Source organism: Nocardia jiangxiensis NBRC 101359 (genome assembly GCF_000308615.1).
Classification (GTDB): domain Bacteria; phylum Actinomycetota; class Actinomycetes; order Mycobacteriales; family Mycobacteriaceae; genus Nocardia; species Nocardia jiangxiensis.
Map to the genome: position 1 here is coordinate 166138 of NZ_BAGB01000013.1, position 25239 is coordinate 191376.

At 66.7% G+C, this 25239-nt stretch carries 22 protein-coding genes; 11 read left to right on the forward strand and 11 right to left on the reverse strand.

The features are described from left to right. Positions 1 to 15: 15 nt before the first annotated feature. The gene (locus tag ON40_RS05215; RefSeq protein WP_245567673.1) at positions 16 to 738 is read left to right on the forward strand and encodes an RNA-guided endonuclease TnpB family protein; all 723 of its coding nucleotides are present in this window, start codon (positions 16 to 18) and stop codon (positions 736 to 738) included. Positions 739 to 772: 34 nt separating this feature from the next. Here the strand turns inward: ON40_RS05215 and ON40_RS05220 are convergent, their stop codons facing one another. Then, positions 773 to 1852: a FecCD family ABC transporter permease gene (locus ON40_RS05220; RefSeq protein WP_245567674.1), complete on the reverse strand. Its 1080-nt coding sequence runs from the start codon at positions 1850 to 1852 to the stop codon at positions 773 to 775. Next, positions 1849 to 2994: an ABC transporter substrate-binding protein gene (locus ON40_RS05225; protein WP_040819031.1), complete on the reverse strand. Its 1146-nt coding sequence runs from the start codon at positions 2992 to 2994 to the stop codon at positions 1849 to 1851. The genes ON40_RS05220 and ON40_RS05225 overlap by 4 nt, the downstream gene beginning before the upstream one ends. A 274-nt stretch (positions 2995 to 3268) precedes the next feature. Here ON40_RS05225 and ON40_RS05230 point away from each other — a divergent pair, with 274 nt between their 5' ends. Genes ON40_RS05230 through ON40_RS05245 form a run of 4 tightly spaced genes read left to right on the forward strand, consistent with a single transcriptional unit; the run spans position 3269 to position 8052 of the window. Further along, a complete protein-coding gene (locus ON40_RS05230) occupies positions 3269 to 4231 on the forward strand; it encodes an ornithine cyclodeaminase (RefSeq protein WP_218008740.1) in 963 nt (320 codons plus the stop codon). After that, entirely contained in the window at positions 4228 to 5565 is a 1338-nt protein-coding gene (locus ON40_RS05235; RefSeq protein WP_085997652.1) for a type III PLP-dependent enzyme domain-containing protein, read from the forward strand. Before ON40_RS05230 ends, ON40_RS05235 begins: the two co-directional genes overlap by 4 nt. Positions 5566 to 5593: 28 nt before the next feature. Continuing rightward, the gene (locus ON40_RS05240; protein ID WP_051192708.1) at positions 5594 to 6664 is read left to right on the forward strand and encodes a PLP-dependent cysteine synthase family protein; all 1071 of its coding nucleotides are present in this window, start codon (positions 5594 to 5596) and stop codon (positions 6662 to 6664) included. Next, on the forward strand, positions 6664 to 8052 hold the full coding sequence (locus ON40_RS05245; RefSeq protein WP_051192747.1) for an MATE family efflux transporter: 1389 nt from the start codon (positions 6664 to 6666) through the stop codon (positions 8050 to 8052). The genes ON40_RS05240 and ON40_RS05245 overlap by 1 nt, the downstream gene beginning before the upstream one ends. A gap of 239 nt (positions 8053 to 8291) precedes the next feature. On the opposite strand, the gene ON40_RS05250 is transcribed toward ON40_RS05245, so the two are convergent. Beyond that, on the reverse strand, positions 8292 to 8960 hold the full coding sequence (locus ON40_RS05250) for a response regulator transcription factor (protein WP_040819040.1): 669 nt from the start codon (positions 8958 to 8960) through the stop codon (positions 8292 to 8294). Positions 8961 to 9068: 108 nt separating this feature from the next. Here ON40_RS05250 and ON40_RS05255 point away from each other — a divergent pair, with 108 nt between their 5' ends. Both ON40_RS05255 and ON40_RS05260 read left to right on the forward strand, forming a co-directional pair. Further along, positions 9069 to 10445 carry a sensor histidine kinase gene (locus tag ON40_RS05255; protein ID WP_245567675.1) on the forward strand — a complete coding sequence of 459 codons (1377 nt, stop codon included), beginning with the start codon at positions 9069 to 9071 and terminating at the stop codon, positions 10443 to 10445. Between the two features lie 616 nt (positions 10446 to 11061). Then, positions 11062 to 12375, forward strand: coding sequence for a cytochrome P450 (locus ON40_RS05260; protein WP_157186199.1), 1314 nt, complete (start codon positions 11062 to 11064; stop codon positions 12373 to 12375). Positions 12376 to 12391: 16 nt separating this feature from the next. Here the strand turns inward: ON40_RS05260 and ON40_RS05265 are convergent, their stop codons facing one another. The 6 genes from ON40_RS05265 to ON40_RS05290 form a co-directional block, all read right to left on the reverse strand. Continuing rightward, a complete protein-coding gene (locus ON40_RS05265) occupies positions 12392 to 13231 on the reverse strand; it encodes a hypothetical protein (protein WP_051192709.1) in 840 nt (279 codons plus the stop codon). Then, entirely contained in the window at positions 13228 to 13926 is a 699-nt protein-coding gene (locus ON40_RS05270) for an ABC transporter ATP-binding protein (RefSeq protein WP_245567676.1), read from the reverse strand. Before ON40_RS05270 ends, ON40_RS05265 begins: the two co-directional genes overlap by 4 nt. A gap of 54 nt (positions 13927 to 13980) precedes the next feature. Further along, on the reverse strand, positions 13981 to 14463 hold the full coding sequence (locus ON40_RS05275) for an MTB12 C-terminal domain-containing protein (RefSeq protein ID WP_040819049.1): 483 nt from the start codon (positions 14461 to 14463) through the stop codon (positions 13981 to 13983). Between the two features lie 98 nt (positions 14464 to 14561). After that, the gene (locus tag ON40_RS05280; protein WP_040819051.1) at positions 14562 to 15374 is read right to left on the reverse strand and encodes an SAM-dependent methyltransferase; all 813 of its coding nucleotides are present in this window, start codon (positions 15372 to 15374) and stop codon (positions 14562 to 14564) included. Positions 15375 to 15555: 181 nt separating this feature from the next. Then, positions 15556 to 16623, reverse strand: coding sequence for a hypothetical protein (locus ON40_RS05285; protein WP_157186200.1), 1068 nt, complete (start codon positions 16621 to 16623; stop codon positions 15556 to 15558). Between the two features lie 477 nt (positions 16624 to 17100). Next, entirely contained in the window at positions 17101 to 18471 is a 1371-nt protein-coding gene (locus ON40_RS05290) for an aminotransferase-like domain-containing protein (protein WP_040819055.1), read from the reverse strand. 69 nt (positions 18472 to 18540) lie between these two features. Between ON40_RS05290 and ON40_RS05295 the strand changes: the two genes are divergently transcribed. Continuing rightward, on the forward strand, positions 18541 to 19212 hold the full coding sequence (locus ON40_RS05295) for a pyridoxamine 5'-phosphate oxidase family protein (protein WP_040819057.1): 672 nt from the start codon (positions 18541 to 18543) through the stop codon (positions 19210 to 19212). Between the two features lie 27 nt (positions 19213 to 19239). On the opposite strand, the gene ON40_RS05300 is transcribed toward ON40_RS05295, so the two are convergent. Further along, on the reverse strand, positions 19240 to 20481 hold the full coding sequence (locus tag ON40_RS05300) for a hypothetical protein (RefSeq protein WP_051192748.1): 1242 nt from the start codon (positions 20479 to 20481) through the stop codon (positions 19240 to 19242). 68 nt (positions 20482 to 20549) lie between these two features. Continuing rightward, positions 20550 to 21317 carry a crotonase/enoyl-CoA hydratase family protein gene (locus ON40_RS05305; RefSeq protein ID WP_040819058.1) on the reverse strand — a complete coding sequence of 256 codons (768 nt, stop codon included), beginning with the start codon at positions 21315 to 21317 and terminating at the stop codon, positions 20550 to 20552. A gap of 100 nt (positions 21318 to 21417) precedes the next feature. On the opposite strand from ON40_RS05305, the gene ON40_RS05310 reads away from it, so the two are divergent. From ON40_RS05310 to ON40_RS05320, 3 genes are all read left to right on the forward strand, one after another. Continuing rightward, positions 21418 to 22092: a TetR/AcrR family transcriptional regulator gene (locus tag ON40_RS05310; protein WP_083895419.1), complete on the forward strand. Its 675-nt coding sequence runs from the start codon at positions 21418 to 21420 to the stop codon at positions 22090 to 22092. A gap of 9 nt (positions 22093 to 22101) precedes the next feature. Further along, positions 22102 to 23724 (forward strand): acyl-CoA dehydrogenase family protein, encoded by a 1623-nt coding sequence (locus ON40_RS05315; protein WP_040819060.1) that lies wholly within the window; start codon positions 22102 to 22104, stop codon positions 23722 to 23724. Positions 23725 to 23813: 89 nt separating this feature from the next. Continuing rightward, positions 23814 to 25193, forward strand: a complete 1380-nt coding sequence (locus ON40_RS05320) for a DUF1731 domain-containing protein (RefSeq protein ID WP_083895420.1) — start codon at positions 23814 to 23816, stop codon at positions 25191 to 25193. Positions 25194 to 25239: the final 46 nt, after the last annotated feature.

Sequence of the window (25239 nt, forward strand, 5' to 3'; positions counted from 1 at the left end):
CGATAGTATGTTCGAATGGATGAGGTGGTGCGGTACACGTACCGGATTCGGCCCGGACGCACCGCCGAGAAAGCGCTGCTGGCCGAATGGGGCGGCTATGGCGGTATCGGGATCGATTGGGGCGTAACCACTACTGCGCCAACCACCGATCCCGTCTTCGATCTGCCTCATCTCGGTCATCGCAGGCGGTGCGCCGCTGAATTGGCGAAGGCGCAACGAAAGATGGCCCGACGCCACCGGAAGGGCCGTCCGCAGTCGCGGGGCTACACCGACGCGAAGCGGCAGGCTGCCCGGCTGGTGAAGAAAGCCGCCCGGCGAACGCTGCACGACTCGCGGATGTGGGCCAAACATGTTGTCGACCGCCATGATCTGATCGCCGTCGAGGACTTCGAGCCGACGTTTCTGGCCAAATCCACGATGGCGCGCAAAGCGGCTGATGCCGCGATCGGTGCGGCCAAGCGTGAACTCATCGAGGGTGCCAGGCCGGCTGGGCGGACGGTGGTGATGGTCCGGCCCGCGTACACGACCATGACGTGCAGTGCCTGCTTTGCGAGAGTCAAGCAAAGACTGGAGCTGGACGAGAGAAGCTTCCGGTGCGATAGTTGCGGATTCGCGGACAGTCGTGATCGGAACGCTGCCAGAGTGGTTCTGGCCGTGGCAGAACGGGGCCACGTCAGTGTTGAGGATGTCAGACAATCGGATCACCTCCTCCGGGTGGGTGGTTCGGTTGCGGTCTGAGCTGGAAATCTTCCGCCTTCGGGCGAGAGAACCGTTAAGTCCACGTCCGCTGTCGCCGGGTCATGATGATGAGCAGGAAGACCGGAACGCCGACCAGCGAGGTGATGACGCCGACCGGGATGATCACGCCCGGCACGACGATCTTGCTGACCATCGAGGCCCCGGTGAGCAGCGTCGCGCCGCTCAGGATCGAGGCGGTGAGGAAGTAGCGCTGGTCCTCGCCGACCAGGATCCGCGCGATGTGCGGGCCGACGAGTCCGATGAAGCCGATGGTGCCCGCGATCGATACGGCGGTGGCGGCCAGCAGCGAGACGCCCACCAGTGCGATGGTGCGCATCCGGTCGACCGGTACGCCCAGGGCGTTGGCGCGGTCGTCACCCATCCGGAACGCGGTCAATGTCCATGCCTGCCAATAGAAGAAGGGCAGCAGCACCGCGGTGACGACCGCGAGGGTGCCGATCTGCGGCCACGTCGCGCGGCTGAGACTGCCCAGCGTCCAGAACACCACCTGCTGCAGTTGCACCTCGGAGGCGACGTACTGCATCAGCGCGAGCAGTGCGTTGAACAGGAAGACGATCGCGATTCCCAGCAGGATCATGGTTTCCGCCCCGGTGCCGCGCAGCCGGCTGAAGCCCAGGATGATCAGGCAGGCCCCGATCGCGAATATCCATGCGCTGCCTGCCATTCCGAGTTCGTTGCCCAGGGGCAGCAGGCTGGTGATCCCGGTGACGGCGGCCAGTGCCGCGCCGAAGCCCGCGGCGGCGGAGACGCCGAGTGTATAGGGCTCGGCGAGCGGATTGTTCAGGATCGTCTGCATCCCCGCACCGGCCGCGGCCAGCGCGCCGCCGACCAGAATTCCGGTGACCGACATGGGAAGTCTTATGCCCCAGACGATCTGGTCGTCGACGGCGGGCGCGTGCCCCGGCGTCAAGGCCGCGCGGAGTAGATCGCCCACCGGCATCGGCGCGCCGCCGATCATGACGTCACCGCAGAACACCACCACCGTGAGCAGTGCCAGTGCGGTGACGATCAGCATCCGGCGACGGTTCAGCGCCCGGTAGCCCTCCTGCGCGGAGACCGCTCGTTCGACCGGCGTCCGGTTCGCCGTGATCACGACAGTCCCGTCCAGAAGGTGCCGCTGGCGGAGATCGGCAGGAACTTCGTATGCAGTTCGGTCAGTTCGGCACTGGGGTCCACATCGCCGAACAGCTCGGGATGCAGCCATTTCGCCATCCACTCGATGGCCAGGTAGTTGTACGGCGAATCGTAGAAGTGGTGCCACAGCGCGAAGGTGCGATGGTCGCGGACCGCGGCGAGGGTGTCGAAGCCCGGCTGTTTCGACACGACCGACGCCAGCTGGCTGCGCGCCGCCTCGGGGGTCTCGTCGTAGCCGAGCGCCACGAAACCGCCCGCCTTGACCGGCGTCTTGCCCGGCGCCCAGTTCGCGCCGGTGGCGATGATGACCGCGGGGTTGCGCTCGAGGATCTTCTCCGGCGAGAGCGTGCCCTGCGGGGTGGACAGCAGTTCGTCACCGAGGTTTGCCCCGCCCGCCGCGGCGACGATCGCGGCGAGATTGCTGCGCGCGAAAGTCGAACAGCAGTCGTAATAACCGGGCGCTCGCCACAGGAAGGCCGGTGTCGGGGTCGCGTGCGCGGCGGCCAGCCGGTCGCGCACCATCGTGACCTTGGCCTGGTAGTAGTCGATGAATACCTGGGCCTGCTGCTCCCGGCCGAAGATCTGGCCGAGCGCGCGAATGCTGGGCACGGTGTGCGCCACGGGGTCGACGAAGTAGTCGATCACGACCGTCGGGATACCGGCCTTGTCCAGCTTGCTGACGATTCCGGCGTCCTGCGCCGCCTTGAAACTCGCTGCGCTGACGACGAATACGTCCGGACGCAGCTGCAGCGCCTGTTCGGCGGACAGTGATCCGGCCGAGATCTCACCGGTGGTGGTGACCTTGTCGATCTGCGCGAAGCGCGCCCGGTACTTGTCGTACGTGTCGGGGTCGTTCTGCAGCAGATCGTCCGGCCAGCCCGCCACGTCGCGAGTGGGGTCGTCCTTGTTCAGGAACGCCGTGGTGTAGATCAGCCGTTGCCCGCCCAGGAGCACCCGGTGCGCCGGCAGCCGCACCTGGACCTTGCGCCCGAGCGCATCGGTGATCGTCGTCGTGCGTCCGTCCGACGCGGTGGTCGTGCTCGGACTGCAACCGCTGATCAACAGCACCAGGACCGTCGTGAGCAGAACCGCGATCGACAACGCTCGTCCGCGCGGTCGGAGCGGGGTGTGCGAGCTGCCCGGTTGCCGACCCGAGCCGGATGACATATAGCAGGACATATTCGGTTAGCCTTCCCTCATCTTCGGAAAGGCTAGGCATCCGGTTCGGATGATGTCAACGGCGACGGGCGAGCCCGAAAGTTGCCCTGACCAAGACTTTCCTTAAATCCTTGCAGTAGCTGATTAGGTAAGGCTAGCCTCTCAAATGCCGCGTCTTCTCAGCGGATTCCCAGCACCACGATTGGACCGCATCCCCATGCATATCCTCACCCGGAGCGATCTGGCGGACCTGCAGGTGTCCCCGTCGGATGTGATCAGTGCCGTCGAAGACGGCTACCTCGCCTTCGCGCGGGGCGAGTCCCGATGCCCGACCAAACTGATGATGCCGCTGCCCGACGAGCGGCGCGATTCGGTGTCGTATTCGATGCTCGGCTACGACGCCAACCTCGAACACCTCGGTTTCAAGACCTCGTATCGCCAGGGCAGCCAGACGAACGAGAAGTACTACACCACGATCACTCTGTACGACGACGTGACCGGACTCCCGTTCGCGCTGATGGATTGCCAGCGCATCGGCGCCTCGCGCACACCGGCCACCACCGCGTTGATCGCACGCTCGTGTGCCGCGCCCGGCGCCCGCTCGGCGTTGATGATCGGCACCGGGGTGCAGGGGGTGAACACACTGCCGTATCTGCTCACGGTGCTGCCGGACCTGGCGACCATCCGGCTGTTCGGCACCCACCCCGAGGGCATAGCCTCCTCGAAACGCACACTGCGCGAACACTTCCCGGACCGTGAGCTGGAGATGGTCGAGGATGTGCGCGAGGCGGTCGCCGCCTCCGACATCGTGGTCGTCGCCTCGGGCCGCGCCGCGCATCCACCGATCGATGTGCAGTGGCTGCCGCCCGGCGGGTTGATGATCTCGGTCGCCAGCAAGGGCGTCGCGGCCGGCGCGATGCGCGATTCGGACTACAACATCACCACGAGCATCGGCCAATTGGGCGTCACCGGAACACGATTGGCGTCCGGGGGAGAGGTGCGCGTCGACGCGGTACTGCCCGACATCCTCGCCGGGAAGTCGCCGGGCCGCCGCACGCCGACCGACCGGGTGTTCGCATTCTCCAGTGGCATGATCATCACCGATATTCCGGTCGCGCACGCCTTCGCCACCCGTGCCATCGCCGCCGGACGAGGACAGAACGTCGAGTTATGGACATGACAGCGTCGAATCAGATCACCGCGCCGAATATCGGCCCCGCCCTCGCGGCCCGGCAGTCGGAGTGGGCGTCGGCGGTACAGGCCGATCCCACGCTGCTCGGCGATATCGCGCACGCGGTCGGCGGCCCGTTCCACGTCATCGACCCCGGCCGGTTCGCCGCCAATCTGGACGCGTTCCGTGCCGCACTGCGCGCCGCGGGCGTCCAGGGCCGAATCTACTTCGGCAAGAAGGCCAACAAGGCCGGAGCCTGGTTGGACGAATGCGCCCGGCACGACGGCGGGGTCGACGTCGCCAGCGCCCCGGAACTGGTGCACGCACTCGGTCACGGTGTGCGTGGTCGCGAGATTGTCGTGACCGGACCCGCCAAATCCACCGAACTGCTCTGGCTCGCCGCCCGGCACGAATGCCTGATCGCGATCGACGATCTCGATGAGCTGGAGCGGCTCGTCGACGTCGGCGTCGCCGCCCGGATTCTGCTGCGGGTACTGCCGCCGACCGGCCCGAACAGCCGATTCGGGTTGGATCCCGAGCAACTCGACCGCGCCTTGGAACGCTGTGTGCAGGTGCGCGAGCACATCACGATGGACGGGTTCTCCTTCCATCTCGACGGCTACCTGCCGCAACCGCGGGCGGACCTGGCGAACGAGTTGATCGACCGCTGCCTGGACGCGCGGGCGCGCGGGCTGGCCGCCACGGCGATCGACATCGGCGGCGGATTCGCCTGCGAGTACGTCGATCCCGAGGACTGGCGACGTTTCCAGCACGACTACTCCGACGAATGGTTCCACGCCGCAAAGCAATTCAACCGCTTCTACCCCTACCATCAGGCGCCGGTCGGGGCGGATATGCTCACCGCCGTCCTGGAACGTGTCGGGTCGCGTTTCGTCGAGACCGGCACCCGGCTGCTGTGCGAACCCGGGCGGGCGCTGCTCGATCAGGCGGGGTTCACGGTGTTCCCGGTGCAGGGGTGCAAGGCGCGCGGTGAGCATTTCGCGGTCACCGTCGGCGGACTCAGCATGAGCATCTCCGAACAGTGGAAGGGCAGTGAATTCCTGCCCGATCCGCTGCTGTGGCCCGCCGGTGACTCCGCCGCGGACGACGGCCCGATCGCCGCCTTCATCGGCGGTTCCAGTTGCCTGGAGTACGACGTATTGACCTGGCGCAAAATAGCTTTCGAGCGAGCGCCGCGATACGGCGACCTGATCGTCTACCCCAACACCGCCGGATATCAGATGGACAAGAACGAGAGTGGCTTCCATCAGCTGCCGCTGCCGCCCAAGGTCCGCATCCACACCCGGGACGGTCGGTACACCTGGTCGATCGACTCCCACTGATACCGCCGCGATTCGGAGGAACGCCACCATGCTGACCACGCTCAGCCGATCGACCGCTGCGATCGCGGATCACGCTTCCGCGCTCGTCGGCGATACGCCCCTGCTGGAGCTCACCCGCACCGGTTCGGGCACTCGGTTGCTGCTCAAACTCGAACAGTTCAACCCGACCGGCTCCGGCAAGATCCGGATGGCCCGGCAGATGGTTCTCGCGGCCGAACGCACCGGCCGGTTGCGGCCGGGCGGCCATATCGTCGAACCGACCTCCGGCAACACCGGTCTCGGACTGGCCATGATCGCGCTGGAGCGGGGATACCGCTTCACCGCGGTGGTGGATGCGCATGCCGCACGCGACAAACTGCGGGCCATGGCCGCGATGGGCGCCGAACTGGTCCTGGTCGACAGCGATGCCACCGGCGGGCCGAGCACCGTGGAGCGACGCCGGGTCGCGGACGAGATCGCCGCTCGCACCGGGGCTTTCCGCCCCGATCAGCACAACAATCCCGCCAACAACGACGGATACGCCGAACTCGCCGGGGAATTGACCGACACGCTCGATCGGATCGACTATCTGATCGGCGCGGTCGGCACCGGGGGATCGCTGTGCGGTACCACCCGGGAACTGCGCAGCCGCGGCGTGCCGGTCACCACGATCGGGGTCGAGCCGGTCGGTTCGATCATCTTCGGCGGTCCCGGCGGCAGCTACTGGCAGACCGGCGCGGGGAGTCCGCCCGGCTTCACCGTGGGCAGCAATGTCGACTACAGCTGCATCGACGAAGGCGTGCCGGTCGGCGATGTCGCGGCCTTCACCACCGCGCGGGTCGTGGCTCGCCGCACCGGTCTGCTGATCGGCGGAACCGCCGGCGCCGCAATCAGTCTCGCGCTGCGCCGCCTGGCCCTGGTGCCGGCCGGAAGCACGATCGTGGTGCTCGTCTGCGATGCCGGGGAGAAATATCTGGACACCATGTACGACGACGACTGGCTCCGCGCGCGCGGACTTCTCGACGAGGCCGCCCATCGGCGGCTGCACCGGCTGCTCGATGCCTACGCCGATTCGGTGGATATCGCGGCCGCCGATCTGTGCCGGAAGGCGGGCGCGTGATGTCCGCACTGCTCGGCAATCCCACGGGCCGATTGCGCGAATACCGGCCCGTCATCGCGCTGGCCTCCCCGATCGCCGGGATCCAGCTGGCCCAAGTCGCCTTGACCACGGTCGATCTGGCGATGATGGGTCTGCTCGGCGTCACCGCCATCGCCGCGGGCGGGATGGCCATCCTGCTCTACAACCAGTTGCGCACGACTAGCGTCGGCATGGTCACCGGAATCGGGAATCAGATCGCCGGTGCGGTCGGCCGCGGCGAGAAGCGCACCGGCAGTGACGAACTCGACGATGAGGCGCGCACCGAGATCCGGGAGCTGGTCCGTGCCGGACTGTTCGTCGCGACGCTGGTCTCGATGCTGGCCGCGGTGATCCTGATCGGGCTCGGATTCGCGCTGCCGCTGTTCGGACAACGTCGCGAAGTGGTCGACATGGCGCGGCCGATGATGATCGCCCTGGCCCCCGGTCTGGTGCCGATGCTGTGGCTGAATGTGTTGCGGCAGTTCACCGTCGGGATGCGCAGGCCCGGGTCGCTGCTGCGCGTCACGCTGGTGTCGATCGTGGTCAACGTGCTGTTGGACGCCGCGTTCATCTACGGCTGGCTCGGCCTGCCCAAGCTCGGGGCGACCGGTATCGGCCTGGCCACCACGCTGGTTCAGGTGTTCACGTTGGTCTCGCTGTACCTGCAGATCCGGCGGGACGCGCAATTGACCGGACTGCTCGCGCTGAATCTGTGGAATGTCGACCGGGCGACCGTGCGCCGCGTCGTCAAGATGGGCACCCCGATCGCGTTCACCTACGGCAACGAGGCCGCGATCACCTCCGTCGCGACCGTGCTCATGGGCATCTTCGGCCCGGAGTTGCTGGCCGCGAGCAATATCGTCAATCAGCTCGCCTATATCGTGTATCAGCTGAACATCGGTCTGTCCCAGGGATCTTCGATCCTGGTCAGCCGCAGTGTGGGGCGCGGTGACCGCGACGAGGCCGGGCATATCGCGCGCCGGGTGCTCACTGTGAGCGTGGTGGCCATGACGGCGTTCGGACTGTTGTACTGCCTCGCGCCGCGGGCGGTGTTGACTCCGTTCCTGCACAACGACAGCGCCGCAGTGGTGGCCACCGCGAGCGCGTTGCTGTGGTTCGCCATCGCGCACCAATATCTCAAAGGCGCGCAGAACATCTGCGTCGGATTGCTGCGCGGTCTGGGGAACACCACCTCGAGTCTGCGTATCACGCTGATCAGCTACTGGGGCGTCGGAATTCCGGTCATGCTCATCGCCGCCTATCTGCTGCACTGGCGCGGATACGGGATCTGGCTGGGCTTGTGCGCCGGATTCGGGGCGACGGCGGTGCTGCTGCTCAGGCAGTTTCGCGCCGATCTGCGCGCCGAGTAGACCAACCGCCCGTCGGTCCGGAGTCGAGTGCAGGTGTTCGGTGTCGAGTGTTCTCGGCGCCGACACTTTCGCCGCAGCCGAGCCGGACCGTGGGCGGTGCGCGATCGATCGGTTGAGGGGTCGCTGTACGGAATTCGGCCGGGTGCTGCCCGGTTCGCGTCCCGGGGCAGCGGCGATGAGATCGGTCGCGGCCATATCCGTCGCGGGTCGCGGATGCCGGTTGCCCGACTGTGCCGGATCTAGTCGGCCAACTGGTATCCGACCCCGCGATGGGTCTTCAAAGTCGTTCTGTCGAAAGGGATATCGATCTTGCTGCGCAGGTACCGGATGTAGACGGCCACCACGTTGTCCGGACCGTCGTAGTGGCTGTCCCAGACGTTGCGCAGGATCTCCGACTTGCTCACCACCGCACCGGGATGCCGCATCAGGAACTCCAGTAATCCGAATTCCCTTGGCGTCAGAGACAATTCGACCTCACCGCGACGCACCGACCGTTGGCTCGGGTCCAGGGCCAGATCGCCGACGGTGAGAATCTCCTGCTGCTGCGGTGACTGCCGCCGCATCAGGGCGCGCAACCGGGCGATGAGCACCACGAACGAGAACGGTTTGGTGAGGTAGTTGTCCGCGCCCATATCGAGGGCGTCGGCCTCGTCGAGATCGCCGTTCTTGGCGGTCAGCATGAGCACCGGCGTCGTGACGTCCCCGGCGCGGATCCCGCGCAGGACTTCGTATCCGCTCAACCCCGGCATCATGATGTCGAGCACGATCGCATCGAAGTCGTACTCGGTCGCCATCCACAGTCCGTCGACGCCGTTGCCCGCGATGTCGACGTGAAATCCCTCCTGCTCGAGGCCGCGGCGAACGGTTTCCGCCAGACCCGCCTCGTCCTCGACTACCAGCACACGCATGACCTGTGCACCCCTTTCCGGCCCCGCAAACCCCCTGATGGTGACTCGACCCGACGTTTCACCTTAACTTAGGCTAAGCAAACTATGCACGTGTGATGAGGAGTCGGTATGCGACCGCAGATGCGAATCCGCGAACGCCTCGCGGGGTTGTGGCCGCCGTCCCGCTGGGGCTTGCGGCTGCGCTCGGCGCTGGTCGCCACGGCTGTCATCACGATCGTGCTCGGTTTCGGCGAGGGACTGATGCTGGTGCTGCTGGGGCGATCGCTGCTCGGCACCGTCGACAGCGCCGCCACCGCTCGGCTCGACGACGTCACCGCGCAATTGCGCACGACCCCGCCGATGACCGCGAATCCGGCACTGCTGGTCCCCAACGGATATGTCAGCATCGTCGAAATCTCCGACAGCTCAGGGCGATTGCTGCGATCCTCCGCGCGGCCCGGCACCCATCCGCGGCTGGTTCCGGCCGCGGACGACGTCGTCGGGCAGCCGCTGGGCAGAGATTCGGATCTGCGGTTGTCCGCGCGTCGGGTCGACTCCCCGTGCGGGCGCGTCACGGTGCTGGTCGCGGCGGATATCCAACCCATCGAGGACACCATGGGGGAGGTGGCGCTCGCCTTGGCGATCGGCACCCCGGTCGTCGTCGCGGTCGCCGCCGGAGCGACCTATGCGCTGGTGGGGCGTTCGCTGCTGTCGGTGGAGGCGATCCGTTCGCGCGTCGCGGGAATCGGCAGTACCGGGCTGTCCGAACGGGTGCCGGTGCCCTCGGCCCGCGACGAGGTCGCCCGGCTGGCCGCCACCATGAACGAGATGCTCGGCCGGATCGAGGCCGGTCACCTCGCCCAGCGGCGTTTCCTGTCCGACGCGTCCCACGAACTGCGCAGCCCGCTGGCCACCGTTCTGAGCGGATTGGAACTCGCCCGCGACCATCCCCGGGCATTCGATACCGACCTCGCCGCCCGCACACTGCTTCCCGAAGCGGAACGGATGCGCTACCTCATCGATGACCTGCTCATGCTCGCCGCCGCCGACGAGAACGGCCTCACCGTCCCGCTCACCGACGTCGACCTCGACGATGTCGCCGCCATCGCGCTCGAGGCGACGCGTCATCCCGCGGATGTGACACTCGCCAGACAGTTCAACCCGGTCAGAGTCCGCGGCGACGCACGATCGCTGACGCGGGTCGCCCGCAATCTGCTCGGCAACGCCATCACCCACACGCGCTCGATCGTCACCATCCGCACCGTGCGAACCCTGTCCGGCGCACAGTTGATCGTCGACGACGACGGCCCCGGAATCCCGGTGTCCGAACGGGAACGGGTCTTCGAGCGCTTCGTCCGCCTCCAGGACGACCGCGGCCGCGACAGCGGCGGAACCGGGCTCGGACTCGCGATAGTCGCGGAAATCGTTGCCGCACACCGCGGTACCGTCACCATCGAGGATTCGCCGTACGGGGGTACGAGAGTGGTCGTGAAACTCGGTACTTGAAACTCGAGCTCAGAACTGCTGGGTGAGTGAGCATGGTGCGAATCCGGTCTCGGTGCACCAGAAGACATCGGCCGACTTCAGCGCCGCATCACCGCCCTCGAACAACGGGTCGCCGAACTGCGCGGGCAACTCGATGAACGCGACCGAGGACTCGACGCGGCGCGCGCCGCCGATCGAGAGCTGTTCGCCAACCTGAACAGGAGAAGGTGACCTCTGCTGTGAACGGCGCGCGGGCCGTTGGCGGTTCGGCAGAAAAGTCGGGGCCGGGCCGAGGTCCCGGCTGATGTAACGTGTTGATGGACAACAGGCCTCAGTGATCCAGCTCGGTTGTCACCTATCAGGAGTCCTCGCGTGGACGATCGGAGAAGTCGGGGACCGAGGCAGGTTTGCCGAGGGTTGTGCGGAGATCGTTGCCCGACACACTGATCCAGGAGTTGGCTATGACTGACCTAGTCGGAAGGACGGCTTCTCGTAGCCGAGGCGTCCAGCGGCATCGGCCGGGCCGTGGCCCAGCGTTGTGCCGCCGACGGGGTGGTGGTGCATGGCAACAGCTGTGACGTGGTGGTGAAGGAGACGATCTCTGGCCTCGAACCTGCCGAAAGAAAGGCAGCATGCAGTGGATCTTCGTGACGTCCCGTGCGGGCCCGGACGTTTGCCGGTTCTCGGACACGGTTGGAAAATATGGCGTGATCCAGTCCAGTTCATGGTGGATCTGGCCAGCGTCGGGAAAATAGCGCGTGTCGATATCGGCAATCTCGTTGTCTATGTCATTACAGATTTCGAACTACTCCACAGGGTGTTGGTAGAGAACTCCGACGCCTACGAGCGAGGGCTCCTCTTCGAACGCATCCGGCTCATATTCGGGGAATCGTTGATCGTCGCGGATGGTCAGCAACACAGGGATCTTCGTCGTATGCTCCAACCCGCGTTCCATCGAACAGAGTTGGAAAGCTATGCGCACGTCATAAAGCGTAACGCGGATGCGTTGGCGAGTTCGTGGCAGCCAGGCCAGATTGTCGAGGCCCGTTCCGTACTGCTGGATTTGGTGATCGCCAACCTGCTAGGGTCCATGTTCTCGCACGAACCCGATACCGAGGAGCTACAACTCATCTCGGGTCTGATCGAGGATATAGGCGCGGGTGCCATAGTGGGCAGTGTGCTGCCGAAGAGGGTTGCGAGTCTGCCATTGCCGGTGAACCGCAAATTCCTGTCGGCTGGAACACAACTGCGGGAGTACTGCCAGGGCCTGCTCGTCGCGCGCCGGAACAGCGGTGACCGCCGGAACGACCTGATCGACATCCTGCTGAATTCGTCAGATGATGGATCGCGTAGTGACAAGTTCCTGGCAGAGCAGGCCGTGACCATTCTCTTCGGCGGCATCGACGCCTCGACCGCCATGCTGACCTGGGCTCTGTACGAGTTGTCCCAGCGTCCGGAGGTGGCTTCGAAACTGCAGCAAGAGATCTCCGCCGCAGGAGATCTCAGCCCCCGAGGCCTCGACCAGCTCGACTACCTGAACCGGTTCCTGAACGAGGTCACGCGGATCCATTCGCCACTGCTGCAGACGAGACGCAGCGTCACCACGGTCGAACTCGACGGTTTCACATTTCCCGCTGGAACCGATATCGGCTACAGCATTGCAGCTATTCACCGCAACCCGCATATTTTCGCCGATCCGAACACTTTCGACCCCGATCGGTGGTCGGCCTCCCGCTCTGGGGCGAAATGCAGGAGCTTCGTTCCGTTCAGCATGGGCAATCAGATGTGTATCGGTAATAATTATTCCTGGATGGCACTGCAAACGACTCTGCACAGTCTGCTGTCGAAGTGGGAGTTCCAGCCGGTGACAACCAAGAAGCTCCCGCGAGCCATGGGTCCGATCCCGGTGATGGGAAGGCTTCCGCTCGAGGTTCGTCCAGTCTCTGTGTAATCGCGCGGGGCTTGGCTCAGGTTGTGCTTGATTTGGTGAGCGTCGTTCTGCGATGTCCGGACATCCGGCGAATGAGGACCGGTAGGACGGCTGTGCTGATGAAGAGGGCAATAGCGATGAGGATGAAGTAGAGCAGAGATCCATTGCGGCCGAAGCGAGGGAGGAAGGCGACTTCCTGGCCGGTTGCGGCGACGGCGTTGAGGAACGGTGCGTAGGCCTGCAGGGTATATCCATGGGGTAGCAGATTGATGGCGTTCTCGGCCACATAGACCCAGAACAAGAGGACGGCGACGGCGGCGGACGGAGTGCGAATCAGTGACCCGACCGCGACACCCACTCCACATGCGGCGAACGCGTAGCTCGGGACGGTCCAGAGGAACCGGATACCAGCGGAGTCGGTGATGTCCACTGCCCCATAGATTTGCGGGAACTGGTGTGGCAGCGTGACCATGACGACGACGAGCAGAACGACTGTCGTTATCGCCGCGATGGCGCCGTAGTAGAGCCACCGGGCCAACGCGACCGTCCAGGACCGGGGAAACAGGAAGGCATTGAGATCGCTTGTCTGACCGCGCCATTGGGTGGCGTGGGCGTAGGCGGTGGTGACCATCATGACCGACACGGACAAAGTGATCACCCAGTATACGGAGTTGGTGGTGGAGACCTTGGCTACGTAACTCTGTCCGGGGAGGGTGGCGAGTCGTTCTGCGACGGCGGCGATTCCGAAGGTGATGACCAGCGGCAGAACGAAGGCGAGGGGGACGGCGGCGGTCCAGAGGAAGCTGCGTCCGGTGGTGCGGGTCCATTCGGCGGCGATGCCGCGGCGGATCAGGGTGGCCGGGCCGGGACTGTTCATGGGGCCACGCCGAACGAGAAGTCGGTCGGCAGTCCGGCGATTCGCAGGTAGGCGTCTTCGAGGCTGGTCTCGCCAGGACCCAGGGTGTTCATGAGCTGGGCGAACGGCTGGTCGGTCAGAATGCGCTGGTTTCCGAGGACGACGATGCGGTCGGCGTTGCGTTCGACCTCATCGAGCAGGTGCGTGGCAACCAGGACACAGGTCCCGGCATCGGCGAGGTGGCGCAGCAGTTCACGTATCCAGCGGATGCCCGCGATGTCGAGGCCGTTGAGAGGTTCATCGAGCAGCAGAGTTCGAGGCTCGGAGAGCAATGCGGCGGCGATGCCGACACGTTGGAGCATGCCGAGCGAATAGTGCCCCAGCCGGCGATCGGCGACTCGGACGAGGTCGACCATCTCGAGGACGTCGCCGACCCGGCCGGCGGGCAGTCCACGAGCGCGCGCGATCCAGCGCAGGTGCCGACGTGCGGTGTGGCGTGGGTCGAAGGCTCGGTAGTTGAGGTGCATTCCGAGAGTTGCCGGTGTGGTGTGATGGGCCCGGATGAGGGTGTCGTCGACCCGGACGGTGCCGATGACCGGCGCGATGATGCCGCAGATGCACCGCAGCAGCGTGGTCTTGCCGGTGCCGTTGAGACCGATCAGGTAGGTGAGCGCACCGTCGGCCACGGTCAGTTCGGGGACTTCGAGGACGGTCACGCCTGAGTAGCTCAGGGTGAGGTCACGAATATCGATCACAGCGCACGGAGCCGATCAGAAGTTGCAGGCCATCGCCAGCCCCACGGCCTTGACGCCCTCGCACACGGAGCTGTTGGACAGCTTCCAGACACCATCGATACGCTTCCAGACCACGCGCGCAACCAGATCCGGTCGTCCCGCTGTCTTGCTGCGCAGCATTGCGGTGTGCACGTTGCCGTTCTGGGTTTCGGGACCGGTGATCTGATTCGATCCGAGCGGAGCTCGGAACAGGCCGAGGTTGTAGAGGGTGCGCGCGACCACGACCGCCTTCATGCCGCCTTCCATATTGGCGGCCTTGGCCTCGTCGGAGGCGGGTGTTTCGATCAGGAACGCGACTTGGGCGTGGAGATCCTCCAGGGTGGGGACCTCTCGGGTGATGAGGAACTTGCCGGGATCGGCGGAGGCGACAGGGGCAATGACAACCGAAGCGCCGGTCGTGACGACGGCGACCGCTACGATCGTCGACACGACACCAGCGACAGTTTTGCGGGTCTTCATTACGTCATCCTCCGATCGACTGGGAAAGCACCTGATGCACGCTCGAATGTGCAGGCGGCCAACAAGTATTCGAGACTACTCCTGTTCCTGTCGGACCCTCAGGGTTTGCGGCCGATGGCACCGAGCATGACCATTCGAGTCTCGGGCAAGTCGGGGTGGAGCCACTGCTGAACCGGCACCACGCCAGGTTCGAGCAACTCGAAGCCGGCGAAGAATGCCTCCGTCTGTGCTGTGGACCGAAAGGCGACTTGGGCTGAACTGTCATTGGTGCCGGTGAGCACCTCGAGTATCTCCGGGTCGGAATCGAGGGAGCCATGACCGATCGCCAGGTAACTGCCTGGTGCCAACTGATCCCGGAAGGCGGCGACGATCTCGGCGGGGTGTTCGGAGTCCATCACGTAATGCAGCACACCGATGAGCGTGATTGCCACTGGCTCGTTGAAATCGATCAGCGTGTGGTTCTTCAGCTGATCGATGACGTCGTCGGGACGACGAATGTCGCCCAGCAGCGCAGTGACATCGCGTGGTTTGGCCAGCAGCGCGTCGCAATGGGCGTGCACGACCGGGTCGTAGTCGACATACACCACCCGCGCTGACGGCTCGATCTTCCGAGCCACCTCATGTACGTTGGGCGAGCTCGGGATACCCGAGCCGAGATCGACGAACTGACGGATACCGGCTGCCGCGGCCATCTCGACCGCTTTGAGCATGAAACTTCGGGTGAACCAGGCCAAGGTCTTGAGTTCAGGTGCGCGAGAGAGCATTTCATCGGCCATGTCTCGGTCGATCTCGCGATTGTCCTTTCCGCCCAGCAGATAGTCATACACCTTGGCAGAGTTCAGCTGACCGGGGTTGAACGGTTGCGGTGTTCGGTTGTTCTCCGACGCAGGCCCTTTGGTTCCTTCGACCACAGGTGTCACCGTAGCCGATCGCTACCTCGGCCGATGTCTTCCAGAGATCTGTCGCCCGGTGTGGTGGAGTTGCTCGAACGGGGCGCGGCTCCGCCCGACCGAACCGGCCCCCCGATCCGAGCCATCGACGAACCATGCTCCGACACAACATGATCCAAATTCATAGCTTGTTCCAGCCGTTTCACGAATCTGTTTCAGCCAAGGCGACTGCGTGCGCTACGGCGGACCGCGCCCGGTCGACGGTCGTATAGCGGCCCAGACCGCATGGGGACGCGACGTCCAACAGACCACCGTAGGCCGACTCCGCCGCCGCCAGTGCCTGTCGGGCCTGCGCGAGCGGCTGCGCCGGATGTGCAAGCCCGGCGATAACACGCGTACTGGCAGGCAATTCGAGGCGTTCCAGGGGCGCGTAGTACCGCGGCCGAACCGGCGCCTGTTTGCCGTCGCCGATGGGGAGGTGGACGAAATCGAGATGCCTTCCCGCAGGCCAGTATCGCGCTATCGCGTTGGCCAGCGCGACGACCGGGGCCGTCGATCTCGGCGCCACAGCCGGCTTGTCGTCGAGGCTCCCGTAGCACAGGTGCACACCGAAGCGGGCATTATGGGGTGCCCGTGCGACGAGGCGTGCGATCGCTCGACCCGCCACGGTGGCCGGGCCCTGCCGCACGCCCGCAGGTGTTTGTGCGCAGAGGAGCGTCTCCGCTGCCAGTTCGAGTTGAAATACGACGTTGTCCCGCAACGCCTCATGGATACGGACGATCTCCCTGACGGTGGCGTCGACAATCGGGCGGTAATAGGGGAAGCCTCGATCACCACGGCCGGCCGAGCCTCGATGCCCCATGAGCATCCGCGCCTCGAAGGCGATGAAACCGATGACAAGGGGCGTCGGTATGCCTACCTGCAAGCGAAGTCCGGGATTGGTTCGGCGCATGTCGACCAACGCGTCCATGGCACGCCCGGCCTCCTCCGCATAGCCGAGCGCGGCATCGATATCGGCTTCGCCCAGTGATCGGCCTGCCCGAAGCCGAAAGGTGTCGCGGGAACGCAGTGTCGACCAATCACCGCGGCGCGCGGGCGCCAGCGCCGGGACGCTGTCGAGCCGATCGATGATGGGTCTGACGTACCACTGGGCGCGATATGGATCCGCCTCACCGCCCGGAACCATGCCGTCCAGGAATTCACCGGCTGTGTCGACAGCGAACGCCATTGCCTTCTCTGGACTGTCCAACTCCGGGGGCAAGCTGCCCACGAAGTGAACCCTACGCTTGGGCTGCACCGCGTCAGTGTCGCATATCGGCCATCCCCGAGACGTGGGCGTTCCCCGCTAATCCGGCGATCATCGGAACGACGCAGTATCACGTGGCTCGAAAGAGAGTTTTCCACAGTGGAATTCGAGTGTTGGTCGTTCACGTTCCTCGGTTACACATTCGCGCCCCGCAAGGCCACCTGTCCGGATGGGAAGGCGTTCACGTCGTGCCTGCCTGCGGTCAGTGCGCGGGCGCTCGAGGCAATGGGTCAGCGGCTTCGCTCCTGGCGAATTCATTTGCGCAACAAGGATGATCTCGCCTCAACACCTACCTGGCGCGTTGGGCTCGCAAGAAGTACAAGCGGTTGCGTTCTTTCAAACGGTTCAAGCGCTGGTGGACCGGGGTCCTCGATCGAGACCATGGCCTGTTGAAGCATTGGGCGTGGGAGAACGAGTTCCTCTGGAAAGGGCGGGCCGGGCTCAGCTGGTTGCGATGCAATGGGCGGCGATTCGGGCTGCGGTGGCCAGGTCGGCGGGTGGGAGGGCGGCGTAGCCGAGGGGGATGCCGAATTCTCGGGGTGGGCCGCTGTGGTGGCGGGCCAGGCCGTCGAGCAGGACGCCGTGGGTGCGGGCCGCGGCGACGGCGCGTTCTTCCTGGGCGGCGGTGGGTAGCGGCACGGTGACGTGGGAGCCCGCGTCGTCACCGCTGACGTCCAGGCCGTGCGCGCGCAGTTCGTCCACCAGAAGCGCTCGGCGGGGCGGCATTTCGCGGCGGAGGCGGCGCAGGTGGCGGGCCAGGTCGCCGTGGCGGGCCAGCTCCACCAGAACCCGCTGTCCGGCGGGAGCGGGATGGGTGCCGGTCCATTCGCGATGTGCCACTACGGCATTCGCGATCTCCGGCGTCGCGACCAGCCAGCCGACGCCCAGTGTGGTCGACAGGATCTTCGAGGTGGTGCCCAGGTGGACCACCACATCGGGAGCCAGCGTGGCCAGCAGCGGGAGCGGGGCCGTGTCGTAGCGCAGTTCGCCGTCGTAATCGTCCTCGATCACCAGGGCGCCGGTGCGGCGGGCGAAGTCGACCAGGGCGACGCGGCGGGTGGCGGGCAGGCGCGCGCCGAGCGGAAACTGGTGTGCCGGTGTGCAATACACGGCACGAACATTCGGCGGTATCAGGTCCACTCGCAGTCCGTCGACATCGAGCGGGACGGGCACCACCCGGATGCCCGCGGCTCGCAGCGCGCCGACCGCACGCAGATATCCGGGTTCCTCCACCGCCACCGCATCGCCGGGGCGCAGCAGCGCGGCCGCGAGTTCGCTGACGGCCGAACCGGTTCCGTTGGTGGCCAGCACCACGGTGTCACTGCCCGCGCCCAGGCCGCGGTGCCGCAGCAGATGTTCCGCGACGACCTCGCAGTAATCGGGTTCACCCGCTCTGTTCTTGTGCGCCGCGGGAATTCGATCTCCGGCCGCGCGCCACGCCCGTCGCCAGGCCGCTCGGTCGATCGCCGCGACGCACGGGGTGCCCGGGACGAGGTCGAGCAGATCCGCGGCCGGATCCTCGGCGGTGACGGATGCGGGGCTGTGCGGTGCGGCGGCGGGCGAGGCGGTGAGGTAGGTGCCCGAACCGTGGCGGCCGCTGAGCCAGCCCTCGGCGTGCAACTGGTCGTAGGCCGCGGTGATCACCGTGCGGCTGACGCCGAGCTGGGCGGCCAGCGTGCGCGAGGAGGGCAGCCGGTCGCCGCCGCGCAGTCGGCCCTCGGTGGCCGCGGCGCGCAGGCCGTCGGCGACCTGCACGGCCAGCGGTGTCGCCGACGTGCGGTCGATCAGGAGTGGCAGATCCGGCTGGCTCATGAAGTGGTCTTTCGAAACAGTGCGTAATTGGCCATTCGATAATGCCACTGGTGCGAGGAGTCTGAAAGTATGACCGAGTCAGTCGCCACCCGCACCCCGCTCTCGCCGACGCCCCGCAGCACCCTGACCCGGTATCGGGGCCAGCGCGACGCCACCGACCGCGCCGCGCTGGACGCGATCCTCGACGCCGCCACGATCTGCCATCTCGGCGTGCTGATGCACGGCGCTCCGGTCGTGCTGCCCACTATCTACGGACGCGACGGAGACACTCTCTACCTGCACGGATCCACCGGAGCGGGCAATCTGCGCGCGGCCATGACGAGCGATGTGTCGGTCGCGGTCACCCTGGTCGACGGCATCGTCTACGCGCGGTCGGCCATGCACTTCTCGATGAACTACCGCTCCGCGGTGGTGCACGGCCGTCCGGTCGAACTCACCGATCCCGACCAGCGCCTGCACGCCCTGCGCGTCATCGTCGAACACGCCGCCCCCGGCGCCTGGGACACCGTCCGCTCACCCACCAAGAAGGAACTGGCCGCCACCACCGTCCTGTCCCTCGACCTCACCGAAGCCTCGGTGAAAACCCGTGCGGGCGATCCCGGTGACGACGAATCGGACCTCACCGCGAACGCCTGGGCAGGCGTCCTGCCCACCCGCCAGATCTTCGACGCGCCGATCCCCTCCGCCGACCTGGTCCCGGGCATCGAAATCCCGCAGCACGTCCTGGACCGCCTGGCGTAGTGGCCCATCCGTCGATCTTCGGATGGGCTACCAGAAGGTCGGTGTCAGGTCGTGGGCTGCGAGGACGGACCGGGCGAGATCGTGCAGGGCCCTGGGGGATCGGGTGTGGGCGGGGTCCAGTGAGGTGAGGGCGAGGGTGTAGGTGTCGGCGAGGCGGGAGAGGTAGGCGGACAGGCGGGTTCGGGGGAGTGGGGGTGTGAGGCCCGGGTGGATGGCGCGGGCGGCCACCCCGCGGCAGTGATGTGGGCCCAGGTGGGACAGGGTGTTCGGCAGTTGTCCGATGTTGGAGCACAGGATGTCGCGTTCCCCGGCGCCGCGGGTCAGCGCGTGGGCGGCGCGGGCGGGGAGTACCTGGAGGATCTCCTCGGGCATGCCGCCGGGGCTGGATATGCGGTATTCGTATGCGGCACGGCACTTTTCGCGGAGAGCGGCGGGGGTGTCCGAGCGAGTGACGGTGACCGCGGTCATCGCCATGTCGTTGTCGACGCGCGGTTCGCCCCGGGTGTCGACCGGAATGCTGGCCGAGATCTCCGGACCGTCGAATCCGCTGTCCCACAACATCTGTGCGATCAGGTGGACGAACAGGCTGTTACCCGTCGCGGCGCGTGCGGTGGCGGCGAGCCTCCAGTCCGCCACCGGAATCTCCAGTACGACACCGCATGTGTCGGCCGGGTCCGAGCGGCTCGGTACGGTGCTCGCGCGTTCCGGCACGCCCTGTCGCAACGCCCGTGCCGCACCACCCAGAACGATGCCCCACTGTCGTCGCGCATCCGCCCAATCCGACTGTGGCGCTGTAACTTCCGCTGCCGCAGCGCCCGAGAGTGCCTGATCGACCGCGATCGCCAGACCGCGCCCGTCGGCCAGGACGTGTGAGCAGGTCAGTGCGACGACCGAACCCCCGTCCGCGAGCGCCGCCGTGGCCAGTCGCCAGCCCGGACCGTATTCCGGATCCAGATCGAACCCCTGGGTATCGGCCCAGTCGAGCACCTCGTCCTTGTGCAGCACCCGCTCGGTGATCTCCAGCGGATGCGCGCTGACATTCGCCCGCCAATACGGCCGCGCCCCCGGAATCCGAGCCCGCACCACCCGCCGACCCAGTGGTCCCGTCCGCAGTGCGGCATGCACCTGTTCCAGCACTTCCGGCCCGACCCGGTCGGCGGTTCGCCACAGACCCTGCAACGCGATCGGCGTGCCCATACCCCGATGGGTGCGCAGAAAGATCTCGTCGACGACGCCGAGTCGGCTCATCGGGCGCTGATCGGCAGGCATGTCGTCATCGTGCCACCGCCCCACTCCGTGCGTTCTTCGGACGAATGTCACCCTCGACGCGGACCGGGTCAGGCTGGGCTGCCGTGCCGGCCCTCGCCGGAGGCGAAGCGTTGTGCGCCCGCGAGCGCGCCGTCGGCGTCGGACAGGGCGTTCATGCCGTGGCGGAATTCGTTGGCGATGGCGGAGGTCTCGTCCAGGCCCTGCTGTTCGAGTGCGGACATCCGGTCCGAGCGCAGGCAGGTCTGCGGGAGTGCGGCCAGCTCTCGCGCCAGATCCTCTGCAGCACTGCGTGATTCGCCATTGGGTACGACGCGGTTCACCAGGCCCGTCTGTAATGCCTCGGTGGCGCCGACGGCGCGGCCGGTCAGGATCATGTCCATGGCCCGGCCCTCGCCGATGATGCGGGGCAGCCGAACCGTGCCGCCGTCGATGAGCGGCACGCCCCAGCGTCGGCAGAATACGCCGAAGGTGCTGTCCTGCTCGGCAATTCGCAGATCACACCACAGCGCCAGTTCGAGTCCGCCGGCCACCGCATAACCCGAGACCGCGGCGATCACCGGTTTGGACAGGCGCATCCGGGTCGGGCCCATCGGCCCGTCGCCGTCCGGCGTCACGTGGTTGGACCGCTCGGTGCCCAGACCCTTGAGATCGGCTCCGGCGCAGAAGGTTCCGCCCGCGCCCCACAGCACCGCGACCGAGGCCGCCGGATCGGCGTCGAACTCCCGGAACGCGTCCGCCAGTGCGTCCGCCGTCGGACCGTCGACCGCGTTGCGAGCCTCCGGCCGATCCAGGACGACGGTGAACACCGGCCCGCTGCGTTCGATTCGGACGCTCACGTCTACTCCTCGCTGGTTGGATACCGACTCCCCGATACCCCGACGATACGTCCCCGAACCACCCTTGCGTCAAGAAATGAATTCGTGATTCACTTCTTGTGTGGCCTACCGCAGAACCCCCGCTGTACAGGCCCGTCTGGACAAGCAGGCGGGTGTGATCGTGCACGCCGCCACGCGGGTGCTCTCACGGGAGGGCTTCGCCGGGCTGTCGATGGCGGCGGTCGCGGCCGAGGCGGGCGTGGCCACGGGCACGGTGTACAAGCACTACACCGGTAAGGCCGAACTCGTCACCGCGGTGTTCCGCGAGGTCGTGGGGCGTGAGGTGGCCGCCGTGGCCGAGGCGGGCGGGTCGGGTGGTGTGGTCGAGCGCGTCACCGCATCCGTGGAGACCTTCGCCGGGCGCGCGTTGAAGAATCCGAAACTGGCGTACGTCCTGCTCGCCGAACCGGTGGATACCGCCGTGGACGCCGAGCGGCTGCGCTTCCGCCGCGCCTTCGCCGAGATCTACGAAACCGCCGTCGCCGAGGGGGTGGCCGGTGGACAGTTGCCGCCGCAGAATCCCCGCGTCAGCGCCGCCGCACTGGTCGGGGCCATCGGCGAGGTGCTGGTCGGGCCGCTCGCGGAGGCCCGGCAGAGTGAGTCGGTGATTCCCGAGCTGGTGGATTTCGCCCTGCGCGCGTTGGGATTTCACGACATTCGCAATACGGACGGCGCGCATCCGGATGCGCGCATCCCGCAGACCCGCGACGACCGCACTCCGGCGTCGCCCGAATAGGAGTTCCGCATGCCCACCCACGAGGTGTTCAACCAGGTTCCGAATATCGTTCCGTTCGACAACTCGCGCAATCCGGCGCTGATCGAGGGCCTGCACCGGGAGGGCGCGGGCTGGGCGGAGCCCGAAGTGCGTGAATTGGGCGCGCTCGCAGGCGGATTCGAGGCCCAGGAGTGGGGGCGGGTGGCCAACGAGTACCCGCCGGTGCTGCACACGCACGACCGCTACGGCAATCGAGTCGACGAGGTCGAGTTCCATCCGTACTGGCATCGGCTGATGGACGTCGCGGTGACGCACGGCCTGCACGGCTCACCGTGGCTGGACGGACGTCCCGGCGCGCACACCGCCCGCGCGGCCAAGTTCTACACCTGGGGCATGGCCGACGCCGGGCACATGTGCCCGATCTCGATGACCTACGCGATCGTGCCCGCCCTGCGGCACAATCCGGAGCTGGCCGCCCGCTACGAGCCGCTGCTGGGTTCGCGCACTTACGATTTCGGCCTGCGCGAGCCGTCCGCCAAGGCCGGTCTGATCGCCGGAATGTCGATGACGGAGAAACAGGGCGGCTCGGACGTCCGCGCGAACACCACCGCCGCCACACCGCAATCCGACGGCAGTTACCGCATCGTCGGGCACAAGTGGTTCACCTCCGCGCCGATGTCGGACATGTTCCTGACCCTGGCCCAGGCGCCGGGCGGACTGTCCTGCTTCCTGCTGCCGCGCGTCCTGCCCGACGGCAGCCGCAATGCCCTTCGCCTGCAACGTCTCAAGGACAAGCTGGGCAACAAGTCCAACGCCTCCTCGGAGATCGAATACGAGAACGCCGTCGGCTGGCTGGTCGGCCAGGAGGGCGCGGGCGTCAAGACCATCATCGAGATGGTCAATATGACCCGGCTGGACTGCGTGATCGGTTCGGCCACCGGAATGCGCGCCGGGCTCGTACTGGCGGTGCACCATGCCCGCCATCGGGAAGTGTTCGGCGCCAAGCTGATCGATCAACCCGCCATGCGCAACGTGCTGGCCGATCTGGTGATCGAATCCGATGCGGCCACCACCGTGATGATGCGTCTGGCCGGGGCCACCGACCGGGCCGGGAGTGATCCGGCCGAGGCGGCGCTGCGCCGGATCGCGCTGGCGGTCACCAAGTACTGGGTGTGCAAGCGCGCTCCCGCGCACGCCGCGGAAGCGTTGGAATGTCTGGGCGGCAACGGATATGTCGAGGATTCGGGCATGCCCCGGTTGTTCCGCGAATCCCCGCTGATGTCCATCTGGGAGGGCTCGGGCAATGTCGCGGCGCTGGATGCGCTGCGCGCCATGGGGCGTCAGCCCGAGAGCGTGGAGGCGTACTTCAACGAGGTCTCCCTCGCCCGTGGTGCGAATCACCACCTCGACGACGCGATCGACCGAATCGGCAAGGAGCTCACCGACCTCGGCGATATCGAATACCGCGCTCGCCGCGTGGTCGAACTGATGGCGCTGGTCCTGCAGGGCGCGCAACTGGTCCGCCACGGCCACGCCGCCGTCGCGGATGCCTTCTGCGCCAGCAGGTTCGGCGGCGACTGGGGTATCGCCTTCGGCACCCTGCCCACCGGCGTGGACACCGCAGCCATCCTGGAACGCGCCTACGTCGACTGACCGGGCGCGCGGCCCGGCATGCCGCTGCCCGGCGACACGTGAGCAGCGACACGCTTCCTGGCTTGTACCAGGGGGATTAGCGTCGGGGTATGGCACGTACAACGGCGTACACACAATTCATCGCGCTGCCGCCGGAACGATTGTGGGCGGTGCTGGCGGATCCGGTTCGCTGGCCGGAATGGAATCCCGCCGTCGCCTCGGTGCGGCTGCGGGAAGCGCCCGGGGTGGGAGTGCGAGGCGATTATCTGCCCAGCGGCCGGGCGAACGCGGCCGTGCACGGCAGGCTGGCCCGCGCCTTCACGATCACGAGTTTCGTACCCGGCCGGGAACTGGTCGTGCAGCAGCCGGAACCGGCCGGGGTGATGCGGATCTCCTGGACGTTGACGCCGTGTCCCGGCGGCACCGAACTGGTCCAGCGAATCGGCCTCGTCGGAGCCTGCGCGCCGATCTTCTGGTTCGTCATCGGCGGGCGATTGCAGGCGCACGCCCGGGTCGGCTTCGCCCGGCTGGCCCGGCTCGCCGGGATCGCCCCGGCCGACGGCGCGCTGACCGTCGTGATCGCAGGCGGCAGTGGAGCTTTGGGACGCAATATCGCGGCCGATCTGACCTGTCGTGGGCTGCGGGTGCGCATTCTGACCCGTCGCCGCGATCCCGAGCTCCCGTTCGAACAGGTGGAATGGGACGGCCGCAGCGTCGGGGATTGGGCAGGCGCGCTGCGTAATTCGGGCCCCACCGCAGTGATCAACCTGGCCGGGAAGCTGGTGGACTGCCGCCCGACCGAAGCCAATGTCGTCGAATTGCGCCGCAGCCGCGTCGATCCGACCGCGGCCCTGGTCGCCGCATCCGCGACGCTGGACCGCCCGATCGACCACTGGATCCAGGCCAGCACCACCGCGATCTGGTCCGACGCCGGCGAGATGCGGTGCACCGAAACGACTCCGCTGCCGCAGGGACTGCCGCAGATGACCGGCGTCGCCCGACCGTGGGAGCAGGCTTTCGAGGGCGCGAACGCCGAACACCACACGATCCTGCGCACCTCGATCGTGCTGGACTCGGATTCCCCTGCCCTGCAACGCCTGTGCGATCTGACCCGCGCCGGGCTCGGTGGCCGGGTGGGCCCGGGTGACCAGTGGTTCAGCTGGATCCACATCGAGGACTGGCTGGCCCTGATCCGCGCCGCCCTCGGGCTCGACCCCGAGGTGCGCCTACCCGACGGAATCCTGGTCGCCGCAACGGATTACCCGGTCCGCAACCGTGACCTGATGATCGTGCTACGTCGGCACCTGCATCGCCCGCCCGCGCCCCCGACCCCCGCGCCGCTGCTGAAGCTCGGCGCGGTCATCCTCCGCACCGACCCGGCCCTGGGCCTCACCGGCCGTCACGCCACCTCGGAAGTCCTCCCGCACACCGGATTCCGCTTCCGCTACCCGACCCTGGACGAAGCCCTGGGGAACCTGCTCCCGCACTGAGTACCGGCTCGCCGCATACGTCGTACGGAACCGCGAAACTGCCAGG

What these genes read in the sequence shown, in the direction of transcription:
- ON40_RS05235 (WP_085997652.1), top strand. Translation starts at nt 4,228, where the DNA reads ATGACAGCGTCGAATCAGATCACCGCGCCGAATATCGGCCCCGCCCTC.
- ON40_RS05265 (WP_051192709.1), bottom strand. Translation starts at nt 13,231, where the DNA reads ATGAACAGTCCCGGCCCGGCCACCCTGATCCGCCGCGGCATCGCCGCC.
- ON40_RS05255 (WP_245567675.1), top strand. Translation starts at nt 9,069, where the DNA reads ATGCGACCGCAGATGCGAATCCGCGAACGCCTCGCGGGGTTGTGGCCG.
- ON40_RS05300 (WP_051192748.1), bottom strand. Translation starts at nt 20,481, where the DNA reads ATGCCTGCCGATCAGCGCCCGATGAGCCGACTCGGCGTCGTCGACGAG.
- ON40_RS05240 (WP_051192708.1), top strand. Translation starts at nt 5,594, where the DNA reads ATGCTGACCACGCTCAGCCGATCGACCGCTGCGATCGCGGATCACGCT.
- ON40_RS05315 (WP_040819060.1), top strand. Translation starts at nt 22,102, where the DNA reads ATGCCCACCCACGAGGTGTTCAACCAGGTTCCGAATATCGTTCCGTTC.
- ON40_RS05290 (WP_040819055.1), bottom strand. Translation starts at nt 18,471, where the DNA reads ATGAGCCAGCCGGATCTGCCACTCCTGATCGACCGCACGTCGGCGACA.
- ON40_RS05230 (WP_218008740.1), top strand. Translation starts at nt 3,269, where the DNA reads ATGCATATCCTCACCCGGAGCGATCTGGCGGACCTGCAGGTGTCCCCG.
- ON40_RS05275 (WP_040819049.1), bottom strand. Translation starts at nt 14,463, where the DNA reads ATGAAGACCCGCAAAACTGTCGCTGGTGTCGTGTCGACGATCGTAGCG.
- ON40_RS05320 (WP_083895420.1), top strand. Translation starts at nt 23,814, where the DNA reads ATGGCACGTACAACGGCGTACACACAATTCATCGCGCTGCCGCCGGAA.
- ON40_RS05215 (WP_245567673.1), top strand. Translation starts at nt 16, where the DNA reads ATGGATGAGGTGGTGCGGTACACGTACCGGATTCGGCCCGGACGCACC.
- ON40_RS05295 (WP_040819057.1), top strand. Translation starts at nt 18,541, where the DNA reads ATGACCGAGTCAGTCGCCACCCGCACCCCGCTCTCGCCGACGCCCCGC.
- ON40_RS05250 (WP_040819040.1), bottom strand. Translation starts at nt 8,960, where the DNA reads ATGCGTGTGCTGGTAGTCGAGGACGAGGCGGGTCTGGCGGAAACCGTT.
- ON40_RS05245 (WP_051192747.1), top strand. Translation starts at nt 6,664, where the DNA reads ATGTCCGCACTGCTCGGCAATCCCACGGGCCGATTGCGCGAATACCGG.